The following is a 17,878-nucleotide window of genomic DNA, read 5'->3' on the forward strand; positions in this document are numbered from 1 at the left end:
GCGACCGGCTGTCGCGCCGGACGCCGATCGGGCCCGCAGGAGCCGTCCCACGATCGGCGTCCGTCCCCACCGTCACGGACACCCGCGTCCCGTTCAGGTGGCGGACCCCCTGGTGCGCGCCTAGCGTCCAAGCATCGAGAGCGCCGGGACACCCGTGTCGCGGGGCTGAATGGTCAGAGCACGGGCACGGCGCGCCGGGAGGCGGGCCCTGCGCAACCGGCGGCGCCGGCGGTCCCCCAGACCAGCCGGACGCACGCCGGACCGACCGCACGAACGGATGGAGGACGAGATGACGTACGAGAACTCGACGGGTACCACCTCGACGTCCCAGGGCTCCTCGACCGCGCAGACGGCGCGTGACGAGGCCTCGGGGGTCGCGCACAGCGCTGCTGAGAGCGGCAAGTACCTCGCGGGCGAGGCCGGCGCGCAGGCCAAGGGCGTCGCCTCGGAGGCCGGCCGCCAGGCGAAGGACCTGCTCGACCAGGGGCGCAGCCAGCTCGCCTCGAGCGCCCAGAGCCAGCAGCAGCGCCTCACGGACGGGCTGCGCGCCTTCAGCGACGACCTCGGCCGGATGGCCGAGTCGTCGGAGAGCGGCGTGGCGGCGGGCGTCGCCCGCACGGTCGCCGACCAGGCGGGCAGCGTCGCCACGTGGTTCGAGGGGCGCGAGCCCGCGGAGCTGCTCGACGAGGTCAAGCAGTTCGCACGGCGCAAGCCGGGCACGTTCCTCCTCATCGCCGCGGGCGCCGGCCTCGTCGCCGGGCGCCTCATGCGCGGGGTGAAGGACGCGTCGAGCGACGACGCTCCGGCTGCGCTCACGTCGGGCGTGCCGACCTCCGGCGGTGCCCACCGGGCACCCGGGGTGCCGTCGACGCCGCCGCCGCCGACCGGCGGCTACGGCCTCGGCGACACCGCCTCGACCACGGCGCAGACCTACGGCACCACCGGCACGACGTCGACCTACGGCACGACCGGCACGCCCGGCACGTACGGCACGCCCGCGGCGGCCACGGGCGCCTATGGCGACTCCGGCTACTCCAGCGGCGGGTACGGCTCGGGCGTGGGTGGCCCGGCGCCGGTCGCCTCCACCCCCGGCGCCACGCCGGCGGCGGACGACCTCGCGGGCACGGCGACGGGCGACCCGGTCGCCGGCCTCGAGTCGGAGGATCCGTGGACCGGGGAGAACCGGTGAGCGGCAACGTCGACCCGACGGTCGCCGCGGGACGCCCGGCCGCCGACCCCGGCCAGGGGTCGGCGGGGCAGGCGTCGCTCGGGGAGCTCTTCAGCAACGTGACGCGTGACCTGTCGACGCTCATGCGCCAGGAGGTCGCGCTCGCCAAGGCGGAGCTCGCCGACTCGGGCAAGAAGGCCGGCAAGGGCGCGGGGATGCTCTCGGGCGCGGCCGTCGCCGGGCACTTCGTGCTGATCTTCCTCTCGGTCGCGCTGTGGTGGGGCCTCGGGGACCTCATGGACAACTGGACCATCTCGGCGATCATCGTCGCGGTCCTCTGGGGCGTCGTGGCCGCCGTGCTTGCCCTCAAGGGCAGGACCGAGCTCCAGAAGGTCAAGGGCGTACCGCAGACGCAGGAGACGGTCGCCATGATCCCCAACGCACTCAAGGGACACGAGGAGGAGAACCGATGAGCGACCCGGACGAGATCCGCGCCGAGATCGAGCGTACGAGGGCCGAGCTGAGCCAGGACGTCGACGCCCTCGAGGAGAAGGTCAGCCCCAGCCAGATCGCGCACCGCAGGGTCGAGGCGGTCAAGGACCGGGCGACGAGTCTGAAGGACAGGGTGATGGGTGTGTCGGACAGCACGAAGGACCACGCGGCGGGCCTCGGGGACTCGGTCTCCGGCACCACGCACAGCGTCGGCGGCAACGTGGCCGGCGCCGCGCAGGGTGCGGCCGGGAGCGTCAGGGGTGCGGCGCAGGGCGCCGCCCACGGCGTGTCCGGCGCGGCGCAGAGCGTGGCGTCGTCGGCGTCCTCGCTCGCCTCGAGCGCGGGGAGCGCCGTCCGCGGCGTGCCGGGCACGGTGCAGCGTCAGGCCGAGGGCAACCCCCTGGCCGCCGGGCTGGTTGCCTTCGGGCTCGGCTGGCTCGTCGGGTCCCTAATCCCGAGCACCAGCAAGGAGCAGCAGGTCGCGGGCAAGGTGAAGGACCAGGCGGCGCCGCTGGTCGACGAGGCCAAGTCCGTCGCCCAGTCCGTCGCCGCGGACTTCCGCGAGCCCGCGCAGGAGGCGGTGCAGGCGGTCAAGGACGCCGCGGCCGACGCCGCGCACACGCTCAAGGAGGAGGGCCAGCAGGCCGCGCAGGACCTCAAGGGCGAGGCGCAGGGCGCCAAGGAGTCGGTCCAGGAGTCCCGCGAGTCCTGAGCGACGTCACGCGAGCCCCGGCCGGTCCCGGCCGGGGCTCGCGTGCGTGCGCGACGGGTGCACGGTCCGTCGTCGGCAGTAGCGTCGGGGCCGTGACGACCGATCTCAACGCCGACCTGGGCGAGGGCCTGGGCCCCTGGCCGATGGGCCACGACCACGCGCTGCTCGACCTCGTGTCGAGCGCCAACGTCGCCTGCGGCTTCCACGCGGGCGACCCAGCCACGATGCGCCGCACGTGCGCCGCCGCCGGGGAGCGCGGGGTCGTGGTCGGAGCGCACGTGGGCTACCGGGACCTCGTGGGGTTCGGTCGCCGCTTCCTCGACGTGGAGCCCGCGGAGCTCGCCGACGAGGTGGTCTACCAGGTCGGTGCGCTGCAGGCCGTCGCCCGGGCGGCCGGGAGCGACGTGCGCTACGTCAAACCGCACGGCGCGCTCTACCACGCCATCCTGCGGCACGAGGGACAGGCGGCCGCGGTCGTCGACGCCCTCCGTGCGCTCGACGCGTCGCTCCCGCTCGTGACGATGCCGGGCAGCGTCGTCGCGGGCCTCGCGCAGGAGGCGGGGGTCCGGGTGGTCGGCGAGGCCTTCGTCGACCGTGCCTACCGGCCCGACGGCACCCTGGTGCCGCGCACGGAGCCGGGCGCGAACGTGACGGATCCCGGCGACGTGGCCGCGCGTGCGGTCCGCCTCGCCACCGAGGGCGTCGTCGTCGCCGTCGACGGCACCCCGGTCCGCCTCGACGTCGAGACCCTCTGCCTGCACGGGGACGCCCGCGGCGCGGTGGCCGCGGCGCGGGCGGTCCGCCGGGCCCTGGCCGCCGCGGACGTCGGGGTCGGGCCCTTCGTGCCCGGCGGCGCAGGTGGGTGAGCCGACCGCCCGGGTCAGGCGCGTCGGGGACCGGGCGCTCCTGGTCGCCTGCCGGGACGTCGGCGAGGTGCAGGCGGTGGTGGCCCACCTGCGACAGCACCCCGTGCCCGGCCAGGAGGACCTCCAGGCGGGCGCGCTGACGGTGCTCGTCGTCCTGCGGGACCGGCGGCTGCAGGCACGCGCCGCCGCGCTGCTCGGGACGCTCGAGGTCCCGGCGCGGGCGGCGGCGGACGGTCGCCTCGTGGAGGTCGACACCGTGTACGACGGCGAGGACCTCGCCGACGTCGCCCGGCTCACCGGGCGCAGCGTCGAGGCGGTCGTCGCGGCGCACGCGGCCACGCCCTGGACCGCCGCGTTCGCGGGCTTCGCGCCCGGGTTCGTGTACCTGGTCGGCGACGGGCGAGGCGTGCCCCGCCGCGAGACGCCGCGGGCCGCGGTGCCCGCGGGCGCCGTCGCCGTGGGCGGCCCGTACTCCGCCGTCTACCCGCGGCGCAGCCCCGGCGGCTGGCGGCTCCTCGGGCGCACCGAGGCCGCCGTGTGGGATCTCGCGGCCGACCCGCCCGCGCTGCTGCGGCCGGGGGACCGGGTGCGCTTCCGACCCGTGCGCGCCACGGCTCCCACGGCGTCCGGTGCGGGCGCCGCCGCCGCGGCGGCGCCCGTCGTCCCGAGTGTCGCACCGCGCGCGGAGCATCCCGTCCGCGACGGCGACGGCGACGGCGACGGGGCCGCGCTCGAGGTGCTGCACCCGGGGCCGCTGACGCTGGTCGAGGACCTCGGGCGGCCGGGCCGGCGCGATCTCGGCGTCTCTCCGGGCGGTGCGGCCGACCGGGCGGCCGCGCGCGCGGCGAACCGCCTCGTGGGCAACCGTCGCGACGCCGCGCTGCTGGAGACCGTGCTGGGAGGACTGCGGCTGCGGGCGGCGCGCCCCGTCGTCGTCGCGGTCACGGGTGCGGCACGGGAGGCCGAGGTCGCCACGGCCCGCGGCGGGAGGACGGTGTCCGCGTGGCACGCCGTGGGCCTGGCCGAGGGTGATGTCCTGACGGTGCCGGAGCCGCCGTCGGGGCTGCGGTCCTACGTCGCGGTGCGCGGGGGACTGGACGGTGCTCGGGTCCTGGGCAGCCGGTCGAGCGACGTGCTCGGTGGGCTCGGCCCGGGTCCCGTGGCCGCGGGCGCGGTCCTGGGGGTGCGCGGGGAGGTGTCCGGCGCCGTCGGAGCTCCCGAGCCGCCCGTCGTCCCCGAGGCGGGCGCGGTGCGCGTGCGCGCCGTCCCGGGCCCGGACGTCCCGCGTCCGGGGCGGGACGGGGCGACGGGACCCGCGCTGTGGCACGTGCCGTGGACCGTCGCGACGGCGTCGAACCGGATCGGGCTGCGCCTCGAGGGTCGCGCGCTGCCGCCGGCCGACGCGGGGGAGCGCCCGAGCCAGGGCGTCCTGGCGGGCGGGGTGCAGCTGCCCCCGTCGGGTCTGCCCGTCGTCTTCCTGGTCGACCACCCGGTCACGGGCGGCTACCCGGTGGTCGCCACGGTGGTCGACGCCGACCTGGACCGGCTCGCGCAGCTGCGGCCCGGCCAGACCCTGGTGCTGGTCCCGGAGGACCGATGACGACACGCCTGCTGCTGCTCGCCGACACCCACGTGCCCGCCCGCTCCCGCGGGCTGCCGCGGGCGGTGTGGGACCTCGTCGAGCAGGCCGACCTGGTGGTGCACGCGGGCGACTGGGTGGACGTCGCCCTGCTCGACGAGCTCGCGGCGCGGTCCCGCGACCTCCTCGCCTGCTGGGGCAACAACGACGGGCCGGCGCTGCGGACCCGCCTGCCCGAGGTCGCCCGGCGCACCGTCGAGGGGGTGCGGTTCGCCGTGGTCCACGAGACGGGGGCCGCGGCCGGCAGGGAGCGCCGCGCCGACGCCGCCTACCCGGACGCGGACGTCCTCGTGTTCGGGCACAGCCACATCCCGTGGGACACGACGACGCCGTCCGGCCTGCGGCTGCTCAACCCCGGCTCGCCGACCGACCGACGCCGCCAGCCGGTGTGCACCGTCATGACGGCCGTCGTGCCGTCGCGGGGCGGCGACGCGTCGCGGGGCGAGCGCGCCGCGAGCGTCGAGGTGCGCCTGCTGCCCGTCGACCGGAGCGTGTGACCGGTCGACGGGGCGACGCCTCTCCTCAGAAGGTGTCCCGCGGCGGGGCGTCGGCCGGCGTGCTGGTCAGCGGGTGGGCGCGGTGCTCGGCGTGCGCCCGGGCGATCAGCTCGCGCAGCTCGTCCTGGCCCTTGGTCACCGACGAGTGGTCGGCGGCCATGCGCTTGAGCTCCGCCTCCTCCTCGAGGAGCTCGGCGTAGATCCGCTCGCGCTCGGCCGGGTCCGCCGTGTACTCGAGGTCGAGGTACTCGGTCGCGTGGCGTTGGGCGCTGTTGAGCGCGTTCTGGGCTCGACCACGAGGGCTGGCGAGCGACGCCAGGACCGTGACGATCAGGACGCCGACGATGACACCCAGGGACAGCGGGGTGCTCACCTCGACCACGTCGATCGGCTCGCCGTCGTTGACCCAGGGGATGTTGTTCTTGTGCATCGCGTGCAGGATCAGCTTGACGCCGATGAAGCCGAGGATCACCGCGAGCCCGTACGACAGGTAGATGAGGCGGTCCAGCAGGCCGTCGATGAGGAAGTACAGCTGGCGCAGCCCGAGCAGCGAGAACGCCGTCGCGGTGAAGACGATGTACACGTCCTGGGTCAGGCCGAAGATCGCGGGGATCGAGTCGAGCGCGAACAGGATGTCCGTGCCGCCGATGGCGACCATCACCAGGAGCATCGGCGTCAGGGCCCGGCGGCCGTCGACCCGCGTGAACATCTTGTCGCCGTCGTAGTGCTCGGTGGTGTGGAACACCCGGCGCGCCAGCCGGATGACGAAGTTGTCCGCCGTGTGGGAGTCCGAGGACTCGGGCTTGAGCAGGTTGCCCGCCGTGATGAGCAGGATGAGCCCGAACGCGTAGAAGACCCACGCGAACGAGTTGATCAGCGCGGCACCGAGCAGGATGAAGGCGGTCCGGGCGATGAGCGAGAAGGTGATGCCGAAGAGCAGCACCTTCTGCTGGTCCTCGCGCGGCACGCGGAAGCTGCTCATGATGATGAGGAAGACGAAGAGGTTGTCGACGGACAGCGCCTTCTCCGTGATGTAGCCGGCGAAGTACTCCGAGCCGGCGTCGCCGCCCCCGAGCACGAGCACGCCCACGCCGAAGAGCAGGGCGATGCCGACGTACAGCGCCGACCAGATGCTGGCCTCGCGCAGGGTGGGGGTGTGGGCCTTGCGGACGTGGAAGACGTAGTCGAACGCCAGGAGACCGACGATCGCCGCGATCGTCAGGATCCAGACCAGGGGTGAGACAACCATCGGGCGCGAGTCCTCCAGAGCTTCATGCGGGTACCGACGCCCGCGGTTCGCGCGCGCCCTGCGGGAGCAACGTCGGCCGCCCCGTCGAGGTTCCGACACGCGGGGTCCGGCCTCGTCGTCCTGCCCGCAAGCGTAACGGCGGCACCCGGGCGACGCCTGCAAGGATGGCGGTGTGACGCCCGATGCCGCCGCCCGCGTCACCGCTGTGCGTGACGGTGCCCTCGCCCGCCTCCGCGGGCTCGGTGCGGCCTTCGACGAGGTCGTCGAGGCGTCCGCCTGGTCCAACGCCGACGACGAGCACGACCCCGAGGGCGCCACCGTCGCCTTCGAGCGCGCACAGCTCGCGGCGCTGGTGCGCCAGGCCCGCGCGGACCTCGCCGACGCGGACGCCGCCCTCGACCGCCTGGAGGCGGGCACCTACGGCACCTGCGAGCGGTGCGGCGGGCCGGTGGGCGACGACCGGCTCGCTGTGCGGCCGACGGCGCGGCGCTGCGTCGGGTGCGCCGCGTCGCAGGCACGCGAGCGGGGCTGAAGGTCCTACGTCCGACGGCTCGCGGTCGCCGATGGTGGAGGTGCTGGACATCCCCCACCGATCCGAGAGGTCAGCTGTGAACGAGCACACCGCGCCCGCCGCCATCGACGAGGACGACCTGCCCCCGTTCTGGGACTGACGCGCCTGCGGCACCGACGGGAGCACCCATCGGTGCCACTCAGGGCTCCTGAGCCCCCGCATCACCGGGACGGCCGGCGGTCCCGACGCCGTTGACGCCCGCAAGCCCGACCGCACCGCGACCGGTCAGCCGCCCTGCACGCGGTTCGAGAAGCGGGTCGGCTGACGGGCCGGTCGCGGTGCGGCCGAGCCCTGCAGACGCACCGCGACCAGGGCGACGTCGTCGTCGGCGTGGACGGGGAGCATGCGCGCGAGCACCTGGTCGCAGATGGTCTCGGGGTCGGCGGGCGCGAGCTCGCCGAGGGTCCGGCGCAGGAGTGCGATCCCCTCCCGCAGGCCGCGGTCCCGGCGCTCGACCAGGCCGTCCGTGTACAGCAGCAGCGTCGCTCCACGCTCGAGGGTGGCGACGGTCTCCCTGCGCTCGGTGTCCGGGCGCACCCCGAGCAGGATGTCGGGTCGCCCCGCGGTGAGGGCCGCGACGCTCCCGTCGGGGTGGAGGACGAGCGGGGTGGGGTGCCCCGCGTTCGAGAGGCGCACCCGCGTCAGCCCGCGCCCGCGGTCGTCGTCCGTCTGCTCGATCGTGGCCACGACCGCCGTCGCGAGCGCGTCGAGCCGCAGCGACCGCAGCGCGCGGTCGACCCGTTCGAGCACCGCCGCGGGTGTCGCGCCGCAGGTCACAGCCACGCCACGCAGGATCGAGCGGACCTGGCTCATGGTCGCGGCGGCGGCGCCGTCGTGGCCGACGACGTCACCGATCACGATCACCGTCGCGCCGTCCGGCTCCACGAACGCGTCGTACCAGTCGCCGCCCACCTTGGCGGCCTCGGCGGCAGGCACGTAGCGCACGGCGACCTGCAGGTGGTCCGCCTGGGGCGGCTCCGTGAGCAACGAGCGCTGGAACGCCTCCGCCAGCTGGCGCTGCTGGCGGTAGAGGCGGGCGTTGTCCAGCGCCAGGCCGGCGCGTCCGGCGACCTCGCGGGCGGCGGCGAGGTCCGCCGCGGACATCGGCGCGCGCTCGGGGCCACGGAAGAGGCTGATCGCGCCCACCGTGCGTCCTCGCGCCCTCATCGGCAGGGCGGCCGCCGACTCGGGTGCGAGCAGCCGCAGGGCCTCGAGCGCCTCCCCGGGCCGCAGCATCGCCGCGATGCGCTCCGTCGCCTCCGCGGGCACGGCCACCGGCTCTCTGCGGTCCAGCGCGCGCCCCGGGAACGACTCGTCCGCGAGCGCCGCGAGCCGGGTCGTCGCGTACCGGGCGACCAGCGGGCGCGCGACCTCGTCCGCGTGCCACGTCGCGATGTCCCGGAGCCGGCGGCGCGGGGCCCGTCCGTCGCTCGGGAACTCGGCCAGGGTGACCACGCACCAGTCGGCGAGCTCCGGCACCACGAGCTGCACGAGGCGGCCCATGGCCGTCTCGGCGTCCATGGTCTCGGCGAGCTCGTGCGTGACCCGCGCCGTCAGCCGTGCGCGGCGCGCCGCGTCCTCGGCGACGGCCTGCGCGGTGTGCCTGGCGGTGACGTCGAGGAACGACACGCCGAGGCCGTCCGCGTGCGGCCACGCCCGCACCTCGTACCACCGGTCGGACGGCGGCGGCAGGTGGGCCTCGAGCAGCCCCGTCGTGCCGGTGCGCACCGCCTCGTCGCAGGCTGCCTGGAGGGCGGCCGCGACGGGGTCCGGGAACGCCCGCCACAGCGCCGTGCCGGCGAGCTCGTGGCGGCTCCGGCCCAGCATCCGCTCGGCCTCGGCGTTGACGTACGTCACCCGTGCCGCGAGGTCCAGCCCGACGAATGCCGTCGGGATCGACTCGAGCACGCGTGCCACGCGCGCCTCGGTGTCCCGCCGCGCCGTGCTGTCGTACCCGACGCCCAGGACCCGCGCGGGCGTCCCGTCCGAGCCGCTCAGGACGTGGCCGCGCACGGTCAACCACCGCATCGCCCGCCCGGGCACGACCACCCGGCAGTCGAGCTCGACCTCGCCGCGCGCGTCGACGGCCCGCTGGACCGTGCGCCCGACGACGGGCCGGTCGTCCGGGTGCAGGCGTGCCTTGAACTGGGCGACGCTGCCCCGGAACTCCTGGCGCGTGTAGCCGAAGAGGCGCAGCATCCGGTCGTCCCAGTGCAGCTGCCCGGTGGCCAGGTCCCACTCGAAGGTCCCGACGTCGGCCGCCGCGAGCGCCAGCTCGGCGATGACCTCGGAGGGGTCCACCACCGGGCGGCGGGGGCCACGGGGCCGGCCCGCGCCGGACGTCGGACGGTCCCGCCGGGAGCCTCGTACGCGTCGCTCGTCGGCCACCGCAAACCCCCGCACTCACCTCGGTCGTCGCCCATCATCGACCAGGGCGGGTCCGCGGCGCCAGGCTGGGCGCGCGTTCGGGCGACCACGCCGCGGCGCCGGGCTGCCCGTGCGCCGGTGCGACGGGCGGGTGATCCTGGACGAGGGCCGCCGCGTGTCGGCCGGGTGTGCCCGCGCTGCGACGCCGGTACCGGGCACCGTCGTGACGAGCGCCCGTGGCGGCGTGTCGACCCACGCCCCTGAGGCGTCCGTCCGGGCGCGCCCCTGCGGGCTCAGCTCAGGGGTGACTCGCCGTCGGTCCGCACCGCGAACCAGACGGTCTTGCCGCCATCGCGGTGCGGCTCGACGCCCCAGGCCTCCGCCAGGCGCTCGACCAGCCGCAGCCCGTGCCCGCCGGGCACCTCGGGCCCGGTGGAGCGCACGACCGGCAGGTCGTCGCCCGCGTCGACGACGTGCACGAGGAACCGGTCGCCCGCCAGCCCGGCCCGCACCCGGACGGGCTCGGTGGGGCCGTGTGCCAGCGCGTTGGCGGCGAGCTCGCTGGTCAGGAGCTCGATCACGCGGACCATGCCCGGTGCGACCTCGCAGTCCCGGGCGTGCTTGACGGCCCACTGCCGCGCGGCCCGGATGGAGGAGGGTCGCGCCTCGAGGAAGAGCTCGGCGACGGCCATCGGGTCAGCATGGGTCATCATGCGTCCGCTCGCCTGCCGAACCGGCTCCGCGGTGCCCACGTCAGCTTCCCAGCCTGGTTCGGAGCACCTCGGCGATCTCCTGGATGTACTCGTCCATGGCGAGCAGCGGCTCCTGGCCCCACGGATCGGTCAGGTCCGAGTACAGGTTGATCGCGACAGTGGTGTGGTCGTCGACGACGGCGGGCAGCGCGGCGGCCGACCGGAAACCCGCGTCGAGCGCCGCCTGTCGCCAGACCGGCCAGCGGGCCTCGGGCTGGAGGTCGGGGACCAGGACGCCGTGCAGCTGCTCCATGGCCTCGACGCACGGGCCCTCGCCGACGTGCACCTCGACCTCGTCGCAGCGCCGGGCACGGTCGTTGCTGCTCGCGACGTAGGCGAGGGTGCCGCGGCTGCGCAGCGTGATGCTGCAGTGCGTGTCATCGCCGAGCCGGCCGGCCGCCGCGCGTGCGTAGTCGTCGAGGCTCGAGCTCAGGGCGGGCATGGTGACCTCGGTGGTCAGAGGGCGGGCGCCGGGTGGCGCCACGATCGTAGCGGCGACGGAGCGGCCGGCGTGCGCGGCGTTCGGGTGTCGCGTGTCCCGGCGACGGCACGTCGCGCCGCCACACGCCTCCTGACCTGCCACAATCGCGGCCGACGACGGCAGTCGGCGCACCGCGCGGGCCCGTCACCACGTGACCCTGCGCCCCGGTGAGGAGACCGATGTCCAGCACCGGCCGGGTCGGCGCGACCCTCGTCCCCGTGCCGGTCTTCGGGCCGCTCGACGCGCTCACCGACGTCGCCCACGAGCAGTACGCGACGGGGTTCTCGGAGCACGCCGTGCGGCTCGCGCGGACCGGTCGGGCGTTCGCCGCGGCGGCGGACGACGTCGTCTCCGTCAGGTACTTCCGCTACATCGAGGCCATCGCCCTGCAGGAGCTCGGCAGGCACACCGACGCGGTGGTCGCCGCCGAGGCGATCCTGCGCGAGCTGGGCGACGAGGTGCACCCGGCGTGGCGCGCGAAGGCGCTCTCCGTGCTCGTGGAGTCGCGGACCCGGCTGGGTCGGCACTCCGCGGCGATCGCCGCCGCGGCGGAGGCGCACTTCCTGCTGCGCGCCGTGCCCGTGCAGACCTACGACCACCTGTCGGCGAGCGTCGCCGTCGGCCTCGCGCTGCGCTCCATCAACCTCCTCGAGGAGGCCGACGTCGTCCTGGCGACGATCCGGTACGGGGGACGCCCGGAGGTCGACGCCCTCGTGGCGGGCGAGGTCGCGCTGCTGAGCGCGTTCTGGGCGGCGAGCCTGCTGCTCATCGGACGCACCGCCGACGCGCGGGAGCGTCTCGTCCAGTGCGCGTCGCGGGCCCGCCGCATGGTCGCCGCGGCGCGCACGGACGGCAACGACGCCCTCGTCGCCCGCGGCGAGGTGGTCGAGGCGTACGCGATGCTCCACCTGGGGGAGCGAGGGCTCGCGGCCGCGCGGGCAGCGGCCGCCGCCACCCGCTTCGCGCCGCGGTCCGAGCTCGTCGAGACCCACCTGCTCCAGCTCGTGCTGGCCCAGTCCGCCGCCGACGACGGTCGCCTCGACGAGGCGGTCCGGCTGCTGACGACCCTGGTCGGCGACGCGGACGCGGCGGGCCGGGACGTGTGGGCCGCGACGGCGCGTTCGGACCTCGCCGACGTGCACGAGGCGATCACCGGGCCCCACCCCGCGCTGGCTCTCGTGCGGCGGGTGGCGCGGGACGCGCTGGCACGGCTGTGGTCGGAGCAGGAGGGCCGCTTCGCCGCCCTCAACGACCGCCACCAGCTGCGCGAGCTCACGGCGGAGACCACCCGCATCGGTGAGGTGCTCATGCAGGACCCGCTGACGCGCCTGGGCAACCGGCGCCTCATCGACGCGGCCGCGGAGCAGCACGTCGTCGACCGCTGGGCGGTGTTCGTCGACGTCGACGACTTCAAGGCGATCAACGACGGTCACTCGCACGCGACGGGCGACCGGGTGCTGCGCCGGGTGGCGGGCATCCTGCGGTCGCAGGCCCGCGAGTCCGACGTGGTCGCGCGCTTCGGCGGTGACGAGTTCCTGGTCCTGCTCACCGGCGGGAGCGACGCGGCCGTGGCGCTGGCCGAGCGGGTCCACGCGACGGTGCGGCAGCACCCGTGGGAGGAGCTCGCCCCCGGGCTCCGGGTCACCGTGTCGGTCGGTGCCGGCCCCACGACGGACACCCCGGGGGACCGCTGGGCGGAGGCCGACGCCGCCCTGCTCGCGGCCAAGCGGGCGGGACGTGACCGGGTGGTCGTCGCCTCCTAAGGCTCAGGCCGCGGTGAGCCGCCCGCCGCCGGACCGCGCGGCGTCGGCCGGCACGCTCGCGGCGGGCACGTCGTCCGGGGTCTCGGCGCCGCGGGCGCGGGCGGCCTCGAGCACGTCCGTGATCTGGTCGCCGACGAGCTCGTGCCGTTCCAGCAGCGCGTCGCGCAGGGCCTCGACCAGGTGCCGGTTCTCGCTCAGCAGCCACAGCACCCGGTGCCGGGCGTCCTCCAGGACGCTCTCGAGCTGCGCCCGCGCGGTGCGGTCGCCCAGGACGCCCTCGACGACGTCGTGCCCGGTCGCGAGGAACGACACCAGCGAGCCCGTCATCCCGGCGGCCCCGACCATCTGCGCGGCGGTGCGGGTGGCCGCGGCCAGGTCGCTCGCGGGCCCGGTCGTCGTCTGGCCGAAGAAGAGCTCCTCCGCGACCAGGCCGCCCATCGCGATCTCGACGAGGCCGCGGAGGTCCGACGCGGAGTGGGTGTAGACCTCCTCGGCGTCGCCGTGCGCCAGCAGGCCCAGCGCGTCGCCCCGCTTGACGATCGTGAGGACCTCGAGCTGCCGCTGCGGGGCCACGAGCCACGCGACGACCGCGTGCCCCGCCTCGTGGGTGGCGATGAGACGCTGCTCGGCGGGCGTGTAGGCGACGGGCTGCCCGATGCCCACCATCTCGGTCAGGCGGGCGGTCTCGACGTCGGCGTAGCACATCGCCTCCGAGCCGCGGCGCAGCGCGTTGACGAGCGCCTCGTCGAGCACGTGCTCGATCATCACGGGGGTCCAGCCGTTGGTCGCCGCGGCGAGCCGGTCACGCAGGCGCGGGTCGTCGAGGTCGGCCTCGTGCGCCCGGCGGGCCAGGAAGTGGTCCACCAGGGCCCGCCGGCCGTGGACGTCGGGGGCGGCGAAGGTCAGCCGGCGGTCGAACCGCCCGGGGCGCAGCAGCGCGGGGTCCAGCGAGTCGGCGCGGTTCGTCGCGGCGATGAGCAGGATCGGGACGCGCTGCGGCCGGATCTGGGGGATCTGACGGTCCGCGGGGAGCAGCAGGTTGACCGCCGCCACGAGCCGGTTGACGAGGCGCTCGGTCCCCGTCGGCTCGTCGAAGGACTGCATCTGCACGAGGAGCTCGTTGACGACGCCGCCGGTGCCCTCGCTCGTGATCCGGTCGTGGACCAGGCCCGGGCGGGGCAGGCCACCCGCATGGGCGCGACCGCTCGGGTCCGCCGCGAGCATGCCGCCGCGCCGCAGGGCGATGGCGTCGATCTCCTCGATGAAGCCGATCGCGCCGCCCTCCCGGCGAGCGGCCTTGCGGAGCGCGCCGAAGTACCGGCGGATCTTGCGCGCGGTCGCTCCGTAGTACATCGATTGGAAGGACGTCGCGGACACGAAGAGGAACGGGACCCCGGCCTCGGCCGCCATGGCCTTGGCCGTCATCGTCTTGCCGGTGCCGGGCAGGCCCTCGAAGAGCAGGCCCCGCCGGGCGGCGCCGCCCATGCGGTCCGCGAAGCGCCGGTGCATCTGGAACAGGTCGATGGAGCGCCGGACGTCCTCCTTCACCGGGTCGATCCCGATGACGTCGTCGAGGGTCACGTCCACCTGCTCCGGCCGGTACGTCAGGTGCGGCGACCGGCTGCTGACGACCTGCGTCCCGACGACGACCGCGAGCATCGCGGCGAAGAAGACGATGATGGTCACGAGGAACGGGTCGACCGCGGGCAGCGCCGGCAGCGGCGAGCGGCCGGTGAGCGGCACCACGATGAACCACGCCTCCACCAGCAGCACCACGGCGGCGAGCCGGTAGAACCGCCGCCGACGCAGCCGGTCCCGGTCGAGGGCGATGTCGTGCTGCGAGGTGCGGAGCGGGTTCAGGTCGGTCACGAGCGAGTCCTTCGCGCCGGGGCCGTCGCACCAGGAGCGGCGGCCGCAAGGCGCCATCGTCGCGGGAATCGGACAATCCGGGCAACCGGCGCGGCGTCGCTCACCCGTTCGGCCCACGCCTCCGCGCAGCGGCCGGGCCGTTGGGCCCCTGCACCCACGAGTGCTACGTCCACGACCTCGGCAGCTGCCAGGGCGAGCTCGTCGGCCAGGACGTCCACGTGCGGATCGCCACCGACGACGCCTAGCGCCCGGAGCCCGGGCGGGACGTGGGCCGGGCCCGGGCCTTTGGACCCTCGCCATCGACGCCGGACCGCCGGAGGCTGGTGACGCCCGGGACCGTCGGACCCGGCGCGACGCGCGAGGAGGGGCGATGGCAGCCACGGTGGTCGTCGGGGTGGACGGGACGGCGAACGGCGAGGAGGCGCTCGCGTGGGCGGCCGACGCGGCCGCGACGCGGGGCGCGCTCCTCGAGGTGGTGCACGCGGTGGGGCAGCCGGCGTGGGGGTTCGACGTGGACCTCGACCACGCGATCGAGCAGCAGGGCAAGAACCTCGTCGAGGCGTGCGCCGACCGGGCGGAGCAGCTCGTGCCCGGCCTGCGGGTGCGTTCCGTCCTGGTCACCGACCCGCCGCGGCGCGCGCTCCTGGAGCGCTCGCGCGACGCCGCCCTGCTCGTGGTGCCCGCGGGCGAGGGCGCCGGCGCGTGGCTGGCCTACCGCCTCGCCGCGTCCGCGCGGTGCCCCGTCGCACTGGTGCCCGCACGGCGGCCGTCGGGCGTGCGCTCCGTCGTCGTCGGGGTCGACGGCTCGCCGGACGGGCGCGCCGCCCTGGCGTTCGCCCTCGCCGAGGCGGTCCGGTCCGGCGCCCGCCTCGAGGTGCTGCGCGCGTGGGACGCGCCGACGGTGCCGCCGGCCGCGATCCTGCCCACGCACGGGCTGGCGGACGCGCTGCGGGAGTCGGAGGTGGTCGCCCTGCGCGAGATGCTGGCCCCGTTCGAGGGTGCGGGCGTGCCGCTCAGCCGGCGCCTGGTACGCGGCCGGCCCGCTCGCGCGCTGCTCGAGGCGGCGCGCGACGCCCAGCTGCTCGTCGTCGGCGCGCACGGCGACGAGGGTCTCGACGGGGCGGCGCTCGGTTCGGTCAGCCACGAGGTGGTGCTGCACGCGCCGTGCCCGGTGGTCGTCGCGCACGCGGGCGGCCCGGTCTGACGGCGCGGGGGTGCCCCGAGTGGGATTCGAACCCACACTGGATCGGGTTTGAGCCGAACGCCTCTGCCGGTTGGGCTATCGGGGCACTGCCGGCGGCGCCGACTCCACTAGGCTATCGCCGTGACCGAGAAGGACGTGCCGCAGACACCCGACCTCGACCTGCCGATGGGCGGTCCCGGGCCGGCCCCCGACGCGCCGGGGGCGAGGCCCGCGCGACGCGCCGTCGTCGCCGAGGACGAGGCGCTGATCCGCATGGACGTCGTCGAGACCCTGCGCGACGCGGGCTTCGACGTCGTCGGCGAGGCGGGTGACGGCGAGACGGCCGTGAACCTCGCGGTCGAGCTCCGGCCCGACGTCGTCGTCATGGACGTGAAGATGCCCGTCATGGACGGCATCACGGCCGCCGAGCGGATCGGCAAGGAGCACGCCGCGCCGGTGGTGCTCCTGACCGCCTTCTCGCAGAAGGAGCTCGTCGAGCGCGCGCGCGACGCCGGCGCGATGGCGTACGTCATCAAGCCGTTCACGCCCGCCGACCTCCTGCCCGCCGTCGAGATCGCGATCTCGCGGTACAGCCAGATCAGCGCGCTCGAGGCCGAGGTCGCCGACCTCGCGGACCGGTTCGAGACGCGCAAGCGGGTCGACCGCGCCAAGGGCCTGCTCATGACGAAGATGGGCCTGACGGAGCCCGAGTCGTTCCGCTGGATCCAGAAGACGTCGATGGACCGCCGTCTGACGATGCGCGAGGTGGCAGACGCCGTCATCGAGCAGGTCGGTGGCGCGTCCTCCTGACACCTGCGCGTGACATCGCCGTAGGACGTTGGTCACAACTCGGCAACGACGCCGACTGATACGACGCATGTCACACTTCGGACACACTTCCGGGGTACGTTTCCGAGCACAGTCCGGCGCCGGGGCCTCCAAGCCGGTGCGGGAGAACACAGTGCTCAGAAGAGGGAGCTCCCGTATGAAGCGTTCCACTCACGCGGCTCGTGCCGCTGCTCTGGTAGGTGCCGTCGCTCTCGTGCTCACGGCGTGCGCCGGCGGTGGCGAGGAGGGCGGTGGCGAGGAGACCGGCAGCACCGGGGGCGGCGGCTCGTCGAGCGAGCCGCTGATCATCGGCTCCCTGCTCCCGCAGACCGGGTCGCTCGCCTACCTCGGCCCGCCCGAGATCGCCGGTGTCGACCTCGCGATCAAGGAGATCAACGAGGCCGGCGGCGTGCTCGGCAACGACGTCGAGGTCGTCCACGCGGACTCGTCCGACGCCGACAACGCCGAGGTCGCCACGCAGTCGGTCACCGACCTCCTGAGCCAGGAAGTCCAGGTCATCGTGGGCGCGGCGTCGTCCTCGGTGACGCTCAACGTCGTCGACGACATCACGGGCTCCGACGTCGTGCAGATCTCCCCGGCGAACACGGCGACCAGCCTCAGCGGCTACTCGGACTTCTACTTCCGGACCGCACCGTCGGACCTCATCCAGGGCCGCGCCCTCGCGAACGCGATCATCAACGACGGCCACTCCAACGTCGCCTTCCTCGTCTTCAACGACGACTACGGCGTCACGCTGCGGGACGTCGCGAAGGGTGAGCTCGAGGAGGCCGGCGTCACCGTCACGTACGGCAACCCCGGCGAGGAGTTCGACCCGGCGTCCGACGACGTCATCCCGTCGGCCGTGACCGCGGCCCTGTCGACGTCCCCGGACGCCGTCGTGGTCATCGCCTTCGACCAGACGAAGCTCCTGATCCCGGCCCTGAGCTCGGCCGGCTTCGACACGTCCAAGCTCTACCTGGTCGACGGCAACCTCGCCGACTACTCGGCGGACTTCGAGCCCGGCACGCTCGAGGGCGCGAAGGGGACCCAGCCCGGGGCCAACGCGAGCGAGGAGTTCCGCGAGCGACTGCTCGAGGTCAACCCCGACCTCAAGGACTACAACTACGCCGGCGAGTCCTACGACGCCGTCGTGCTCGCCGCGCTGGCCGCGGTCAAGGGCGGTGGCACGGACGGCCCGACCATCCAGGCCAACCTGCACGCCGTGTCCGGCGCGGACGGTGGCACCGAGTGCGAGACGTTCGCGGACTGCGTCGAGCTCATCGAGAGCGGCGAGGACATCGACTACGTCGCCGTCTCGGGCGTGGGCGCGTTCAACGAGGACAACGACCCGTCGTCGGCCTGGGTGGGCATCTACCAGTTCGACGCGGAGAACAAGAACGCCTGGATCTCGCAGGAGTTCGGCGAGCTCTGAGCGCTGGTC

The 17,878-nt window shown here is 75.1% G+C and carries 17 protein-coding genes and 1 tRNA gene; 12 read left to right on the forward strand and 6 right to left on the reverse strand.

Translation table 11 applies throughout. From position 1 onward, the window contains the following. Positions 1 to 289 precede the first annotated feature (289 nt). From H2O74_RS07345 to H2O74_RS07370, 6 genes are all read left to right on the forward strand, one after another. Positions 290 to 1,189, forward strand: a complete 900-nt coding sequence (locus tag H2O74_RS07345) for a hypothetical protein (RefSeq protein WP_182113780.1) — start codon at positions 290 to 292, stop codon at positions 1,187 to 1,189. Further along, positions 1,186 to 1,641 carry a phage holin family protein gene (locus H2O74_RS07350; RefSeq protein ID WP_255491852.1) on the forward strand — a complete coding sequence of 152 codons (456 nt, stop codon included), beginning with the start codon at positions 1,186 to 1,188 and terminating at the stop codon, positions 1,639 to 1,641. Before H2O74_RS07345 ends, H2O74_RS07350 begins: the two co-directional genes overlap by 4 nt. After that, positions 1,638 to 2,372, forward strand: coding sequence for a DUF3618 domain-containing protein (locus H2O74_RS07355; protein ID WP_182113781.1), 735 nt, complete (start codon positions 1,638 to 1,640; stop codon positions 2,370 to 2,372). Before H2O74_RS07350 ends, H2O74_RS07355 begins: the two co-directional genes overlap by 4 nt. Before the next feature lie 92 nt (positions 2,373 to 2,464). Then, on the forward strand, positions 2,465 to 3,238 hold the full coding sequence (locus tag H2O74_RS07360; protein WP_182113782.1) for a LamB/YcsF family protein: 774 nt from the start codon (positions 2,465 to 2,467) through the stop codon (positions 3,236 to 3,238). Then, on the forward strand, positions 3,231 to 4,838 hold the full coding sequence (locus H2O74_RS07365; protein ID WP_182113783.1) for a carboxyltransferase domain-containing protein: 1,608 nt from the start codon (positions 3,231 to 3,233) through the stop codon (positions 4,836 to 4,838). The genes H2O74_RS07360 and H2O74_RS07365 overlap by 8 nt, the downstream gene beginning before the upstream one ends. Next, positions 4,835 to 5,374, forward strand: coding sequence for a metallophosphoesterase (locus H2O74_RS07370; protein WP_182113784.1), 540 nt, complete (start codon positions 4,835 to 4,837; stop codon positions 5,372 to 5,374). Before H2O74_RS07365 ends, H2O74_RS07370 begins: the two co-directional genes overlap by 4 nt. A gap of 25 nt (positions 5,375 to 5,399) precedes the next feature. Here H2O74_RS07370 and H2O74_RS07375 read toward each other — a convergent pair whose 3' ends face one another. Beyond that, positions 5,400 to 6,623, reverse strand: coding sequence for a TerC family protein (locus H2O74_RS07375; RefSeq protein WP_182113785.1), 1,224 nt, complete (start codon positions 6,621 to 6,623; stop codon positions 5,400 to 5,402). Between the two features lie 172 nt (positions 6,624 to 6,795). Here H2O74_RS07375 and H2O74_RS07380 point away from each other — a divergent pair, with 172 nt between their 5' ends. After that, positions 6,796 to 7,155: a TraR/DksA C4-type zinc finger protein gene (locus tag H2O74_RS07380; protein ID WP_220458032.1), complete on the forward strand. Its 360-nt coding sequence runs from the start codon at positions 6,796 to 6,798 to the stop codon at positions 7,153 to 7,155. A gap of 264 nt (positions 7,156 to 7,419) precedes the next feature. On the opposite strand, the gene H2O74_RS07385 is transcribed toward H2O74_RS07380, so the two are convergent. The 3 genes from H2O74_RS07385 to H2O74_RS07395 form a co-directional block, all read right to left on the reverse strand. Continuing rightward, positions 7,420 to 9,495 (reverse strand): SpoIIE family protein phosphatase, encoded by a 2,076-nt coding sequence (locus H2O74_RS07385; RefSeq protein WP_182113786.1) that lies wholly within the window; start codon positions 9,493 to 9,495, stop codon positions 7,420 to 7,422. 359 nt (positions 9,496 to 9,854) lie between these two features. Further along, positions 9,855 to 10,271 (reverse strand): ATP-binding protein, encoded by a 417-nt coding sequence (locus tag H2O74_RS07390; protein ID WP_182113787.1) that lies wholly within the window; start codon positions 10,269 to 10,271, stop codon positions 9,855 to 9,857. Positions 10,272 to 10,314: 43 nt separating this feature from the next. Then, entirely contained in the window at positions 10,315 to 10,755 is a 441-nt protein-coding gene (locus tag H2O74_RS07395; protein ID WP_182113788.1) for a GAF domain-containing protein, read from the reverse strand. Positions 10,756 to 10,973: 218 nt separating this feature from the next. On the opposite strand from H2O74_RS07395, the gene H2O74_RS07400 reads away from it, so the two are divergent. Then, the gene (locus H2O74_RS07400) at positions 10,974 to 12,557 is read left to right on the forward strand and encodes a diguanylate cyclase (RefSeq protein WP_182113789.1); all 1,584 of its coding nucleotides are present in this window, start codon (positions 10,974 to 10,976) and stop codon (positions 12,555 to 12,557) included. A gap of 3 nt (positions 12,558 to 12,560) precedes the next feature. On the opposite strand, the gene H2O74_RS07405 is transcribed toward H2O74_RS07400, so the two are convergent. Next, complete coding sequence (locus H2O74_RS07405; protein WP_255491853.1) at positions 12,561 to 14,426, reverse strand: AAA family ATPase; 1,866 nt, start codon at positions 14,424 to 14,426, stop codon at positions 12,561 to 12,563. A 140-nt stretch (positions 14,427 to 14,566) separates the two neighbouring features. Between H2O74_RS07405 and H2O74_RS16890 the strand changes: the two genes are divergently transcribed. Both H2O74_RS16890 and H2O74_RS07410 read left to right on the forward strand, forming a co-directional pair. Continuing rightward, entirely contained in the window at positions 14,567 to 14,671 is a 105-nt protein-coding gene (locus H2O74_RS16890) for a hypothetical protein (protein WP_370525859.1), read from the forward strand. 125 nt (positions 14,672 to 14,796) lie between these two features. Next, positions 14,797 to 15,630 carry a universal stress protein gene (locus H2O74_RS07410; RefSeq protein WP_182113791.1) on the forward strand — a complete coding sequence of 278 codons (834 nt, stop codon included), beginning with the start codon at positions 14,797 to 14,799 and terminating at the stop codon, positions 15,628 to 15,630. Between the two features lie 11 nt (positions 15,631 to 15,641). Here H2O74_RS07410 and H2O74_RS07415 read toward each other — a convergent pair. Then, positions 15,642 to 15,715, reverse strand: a tRNA-Leu gene (locus H2O74_RS07415). Between the two features lie 80 nt (positions 15,716 to 15,795). Between H2O74_RS07415 and H2O74_RS07420 the strand changes: the two genes are divergently transcribed. Together H2O74_RS07420 and H2O74_RS07425 are read left to right on the forward strand one after the other, a co-directional pair. Continuing rightward, positions 15,796 to 16,419: an ANTAR domain-containing response regulator gene (locus H2O74_RS07420; RefSeq protein ID WP_182114141.1), complete on the forward strand. Its 624-nt coding sequence runs from the start codon at positions 15,796 to 15,798 to the stop codon at positions 16,417 to 16,419. Between the two features lie 175 nt (positions 16,420 to 16,594). Next, positions 16,595 to 17,869, forward strand: a complete 1,275-nt coding sequence (locus H2O74_RS07425; protein ID WP_182113792.1) for an ABC transporter substrate-binding protein — start codon at positions 16,595 to 16,597, stop codon at positions 17,867 to 17,869. The last annotated feature ends 9 nt before the right edge of the window (positions 17,870 to 17,878 follow it).

The organism is Actinotalea sp. JY-7876, assembly GCF_014042015.1.
Classification (GTDB): Bacteria; Actinomycetota; Actinomycetes; order Actinomycetales; family Cellulomonadaceae; genus Actinotalea.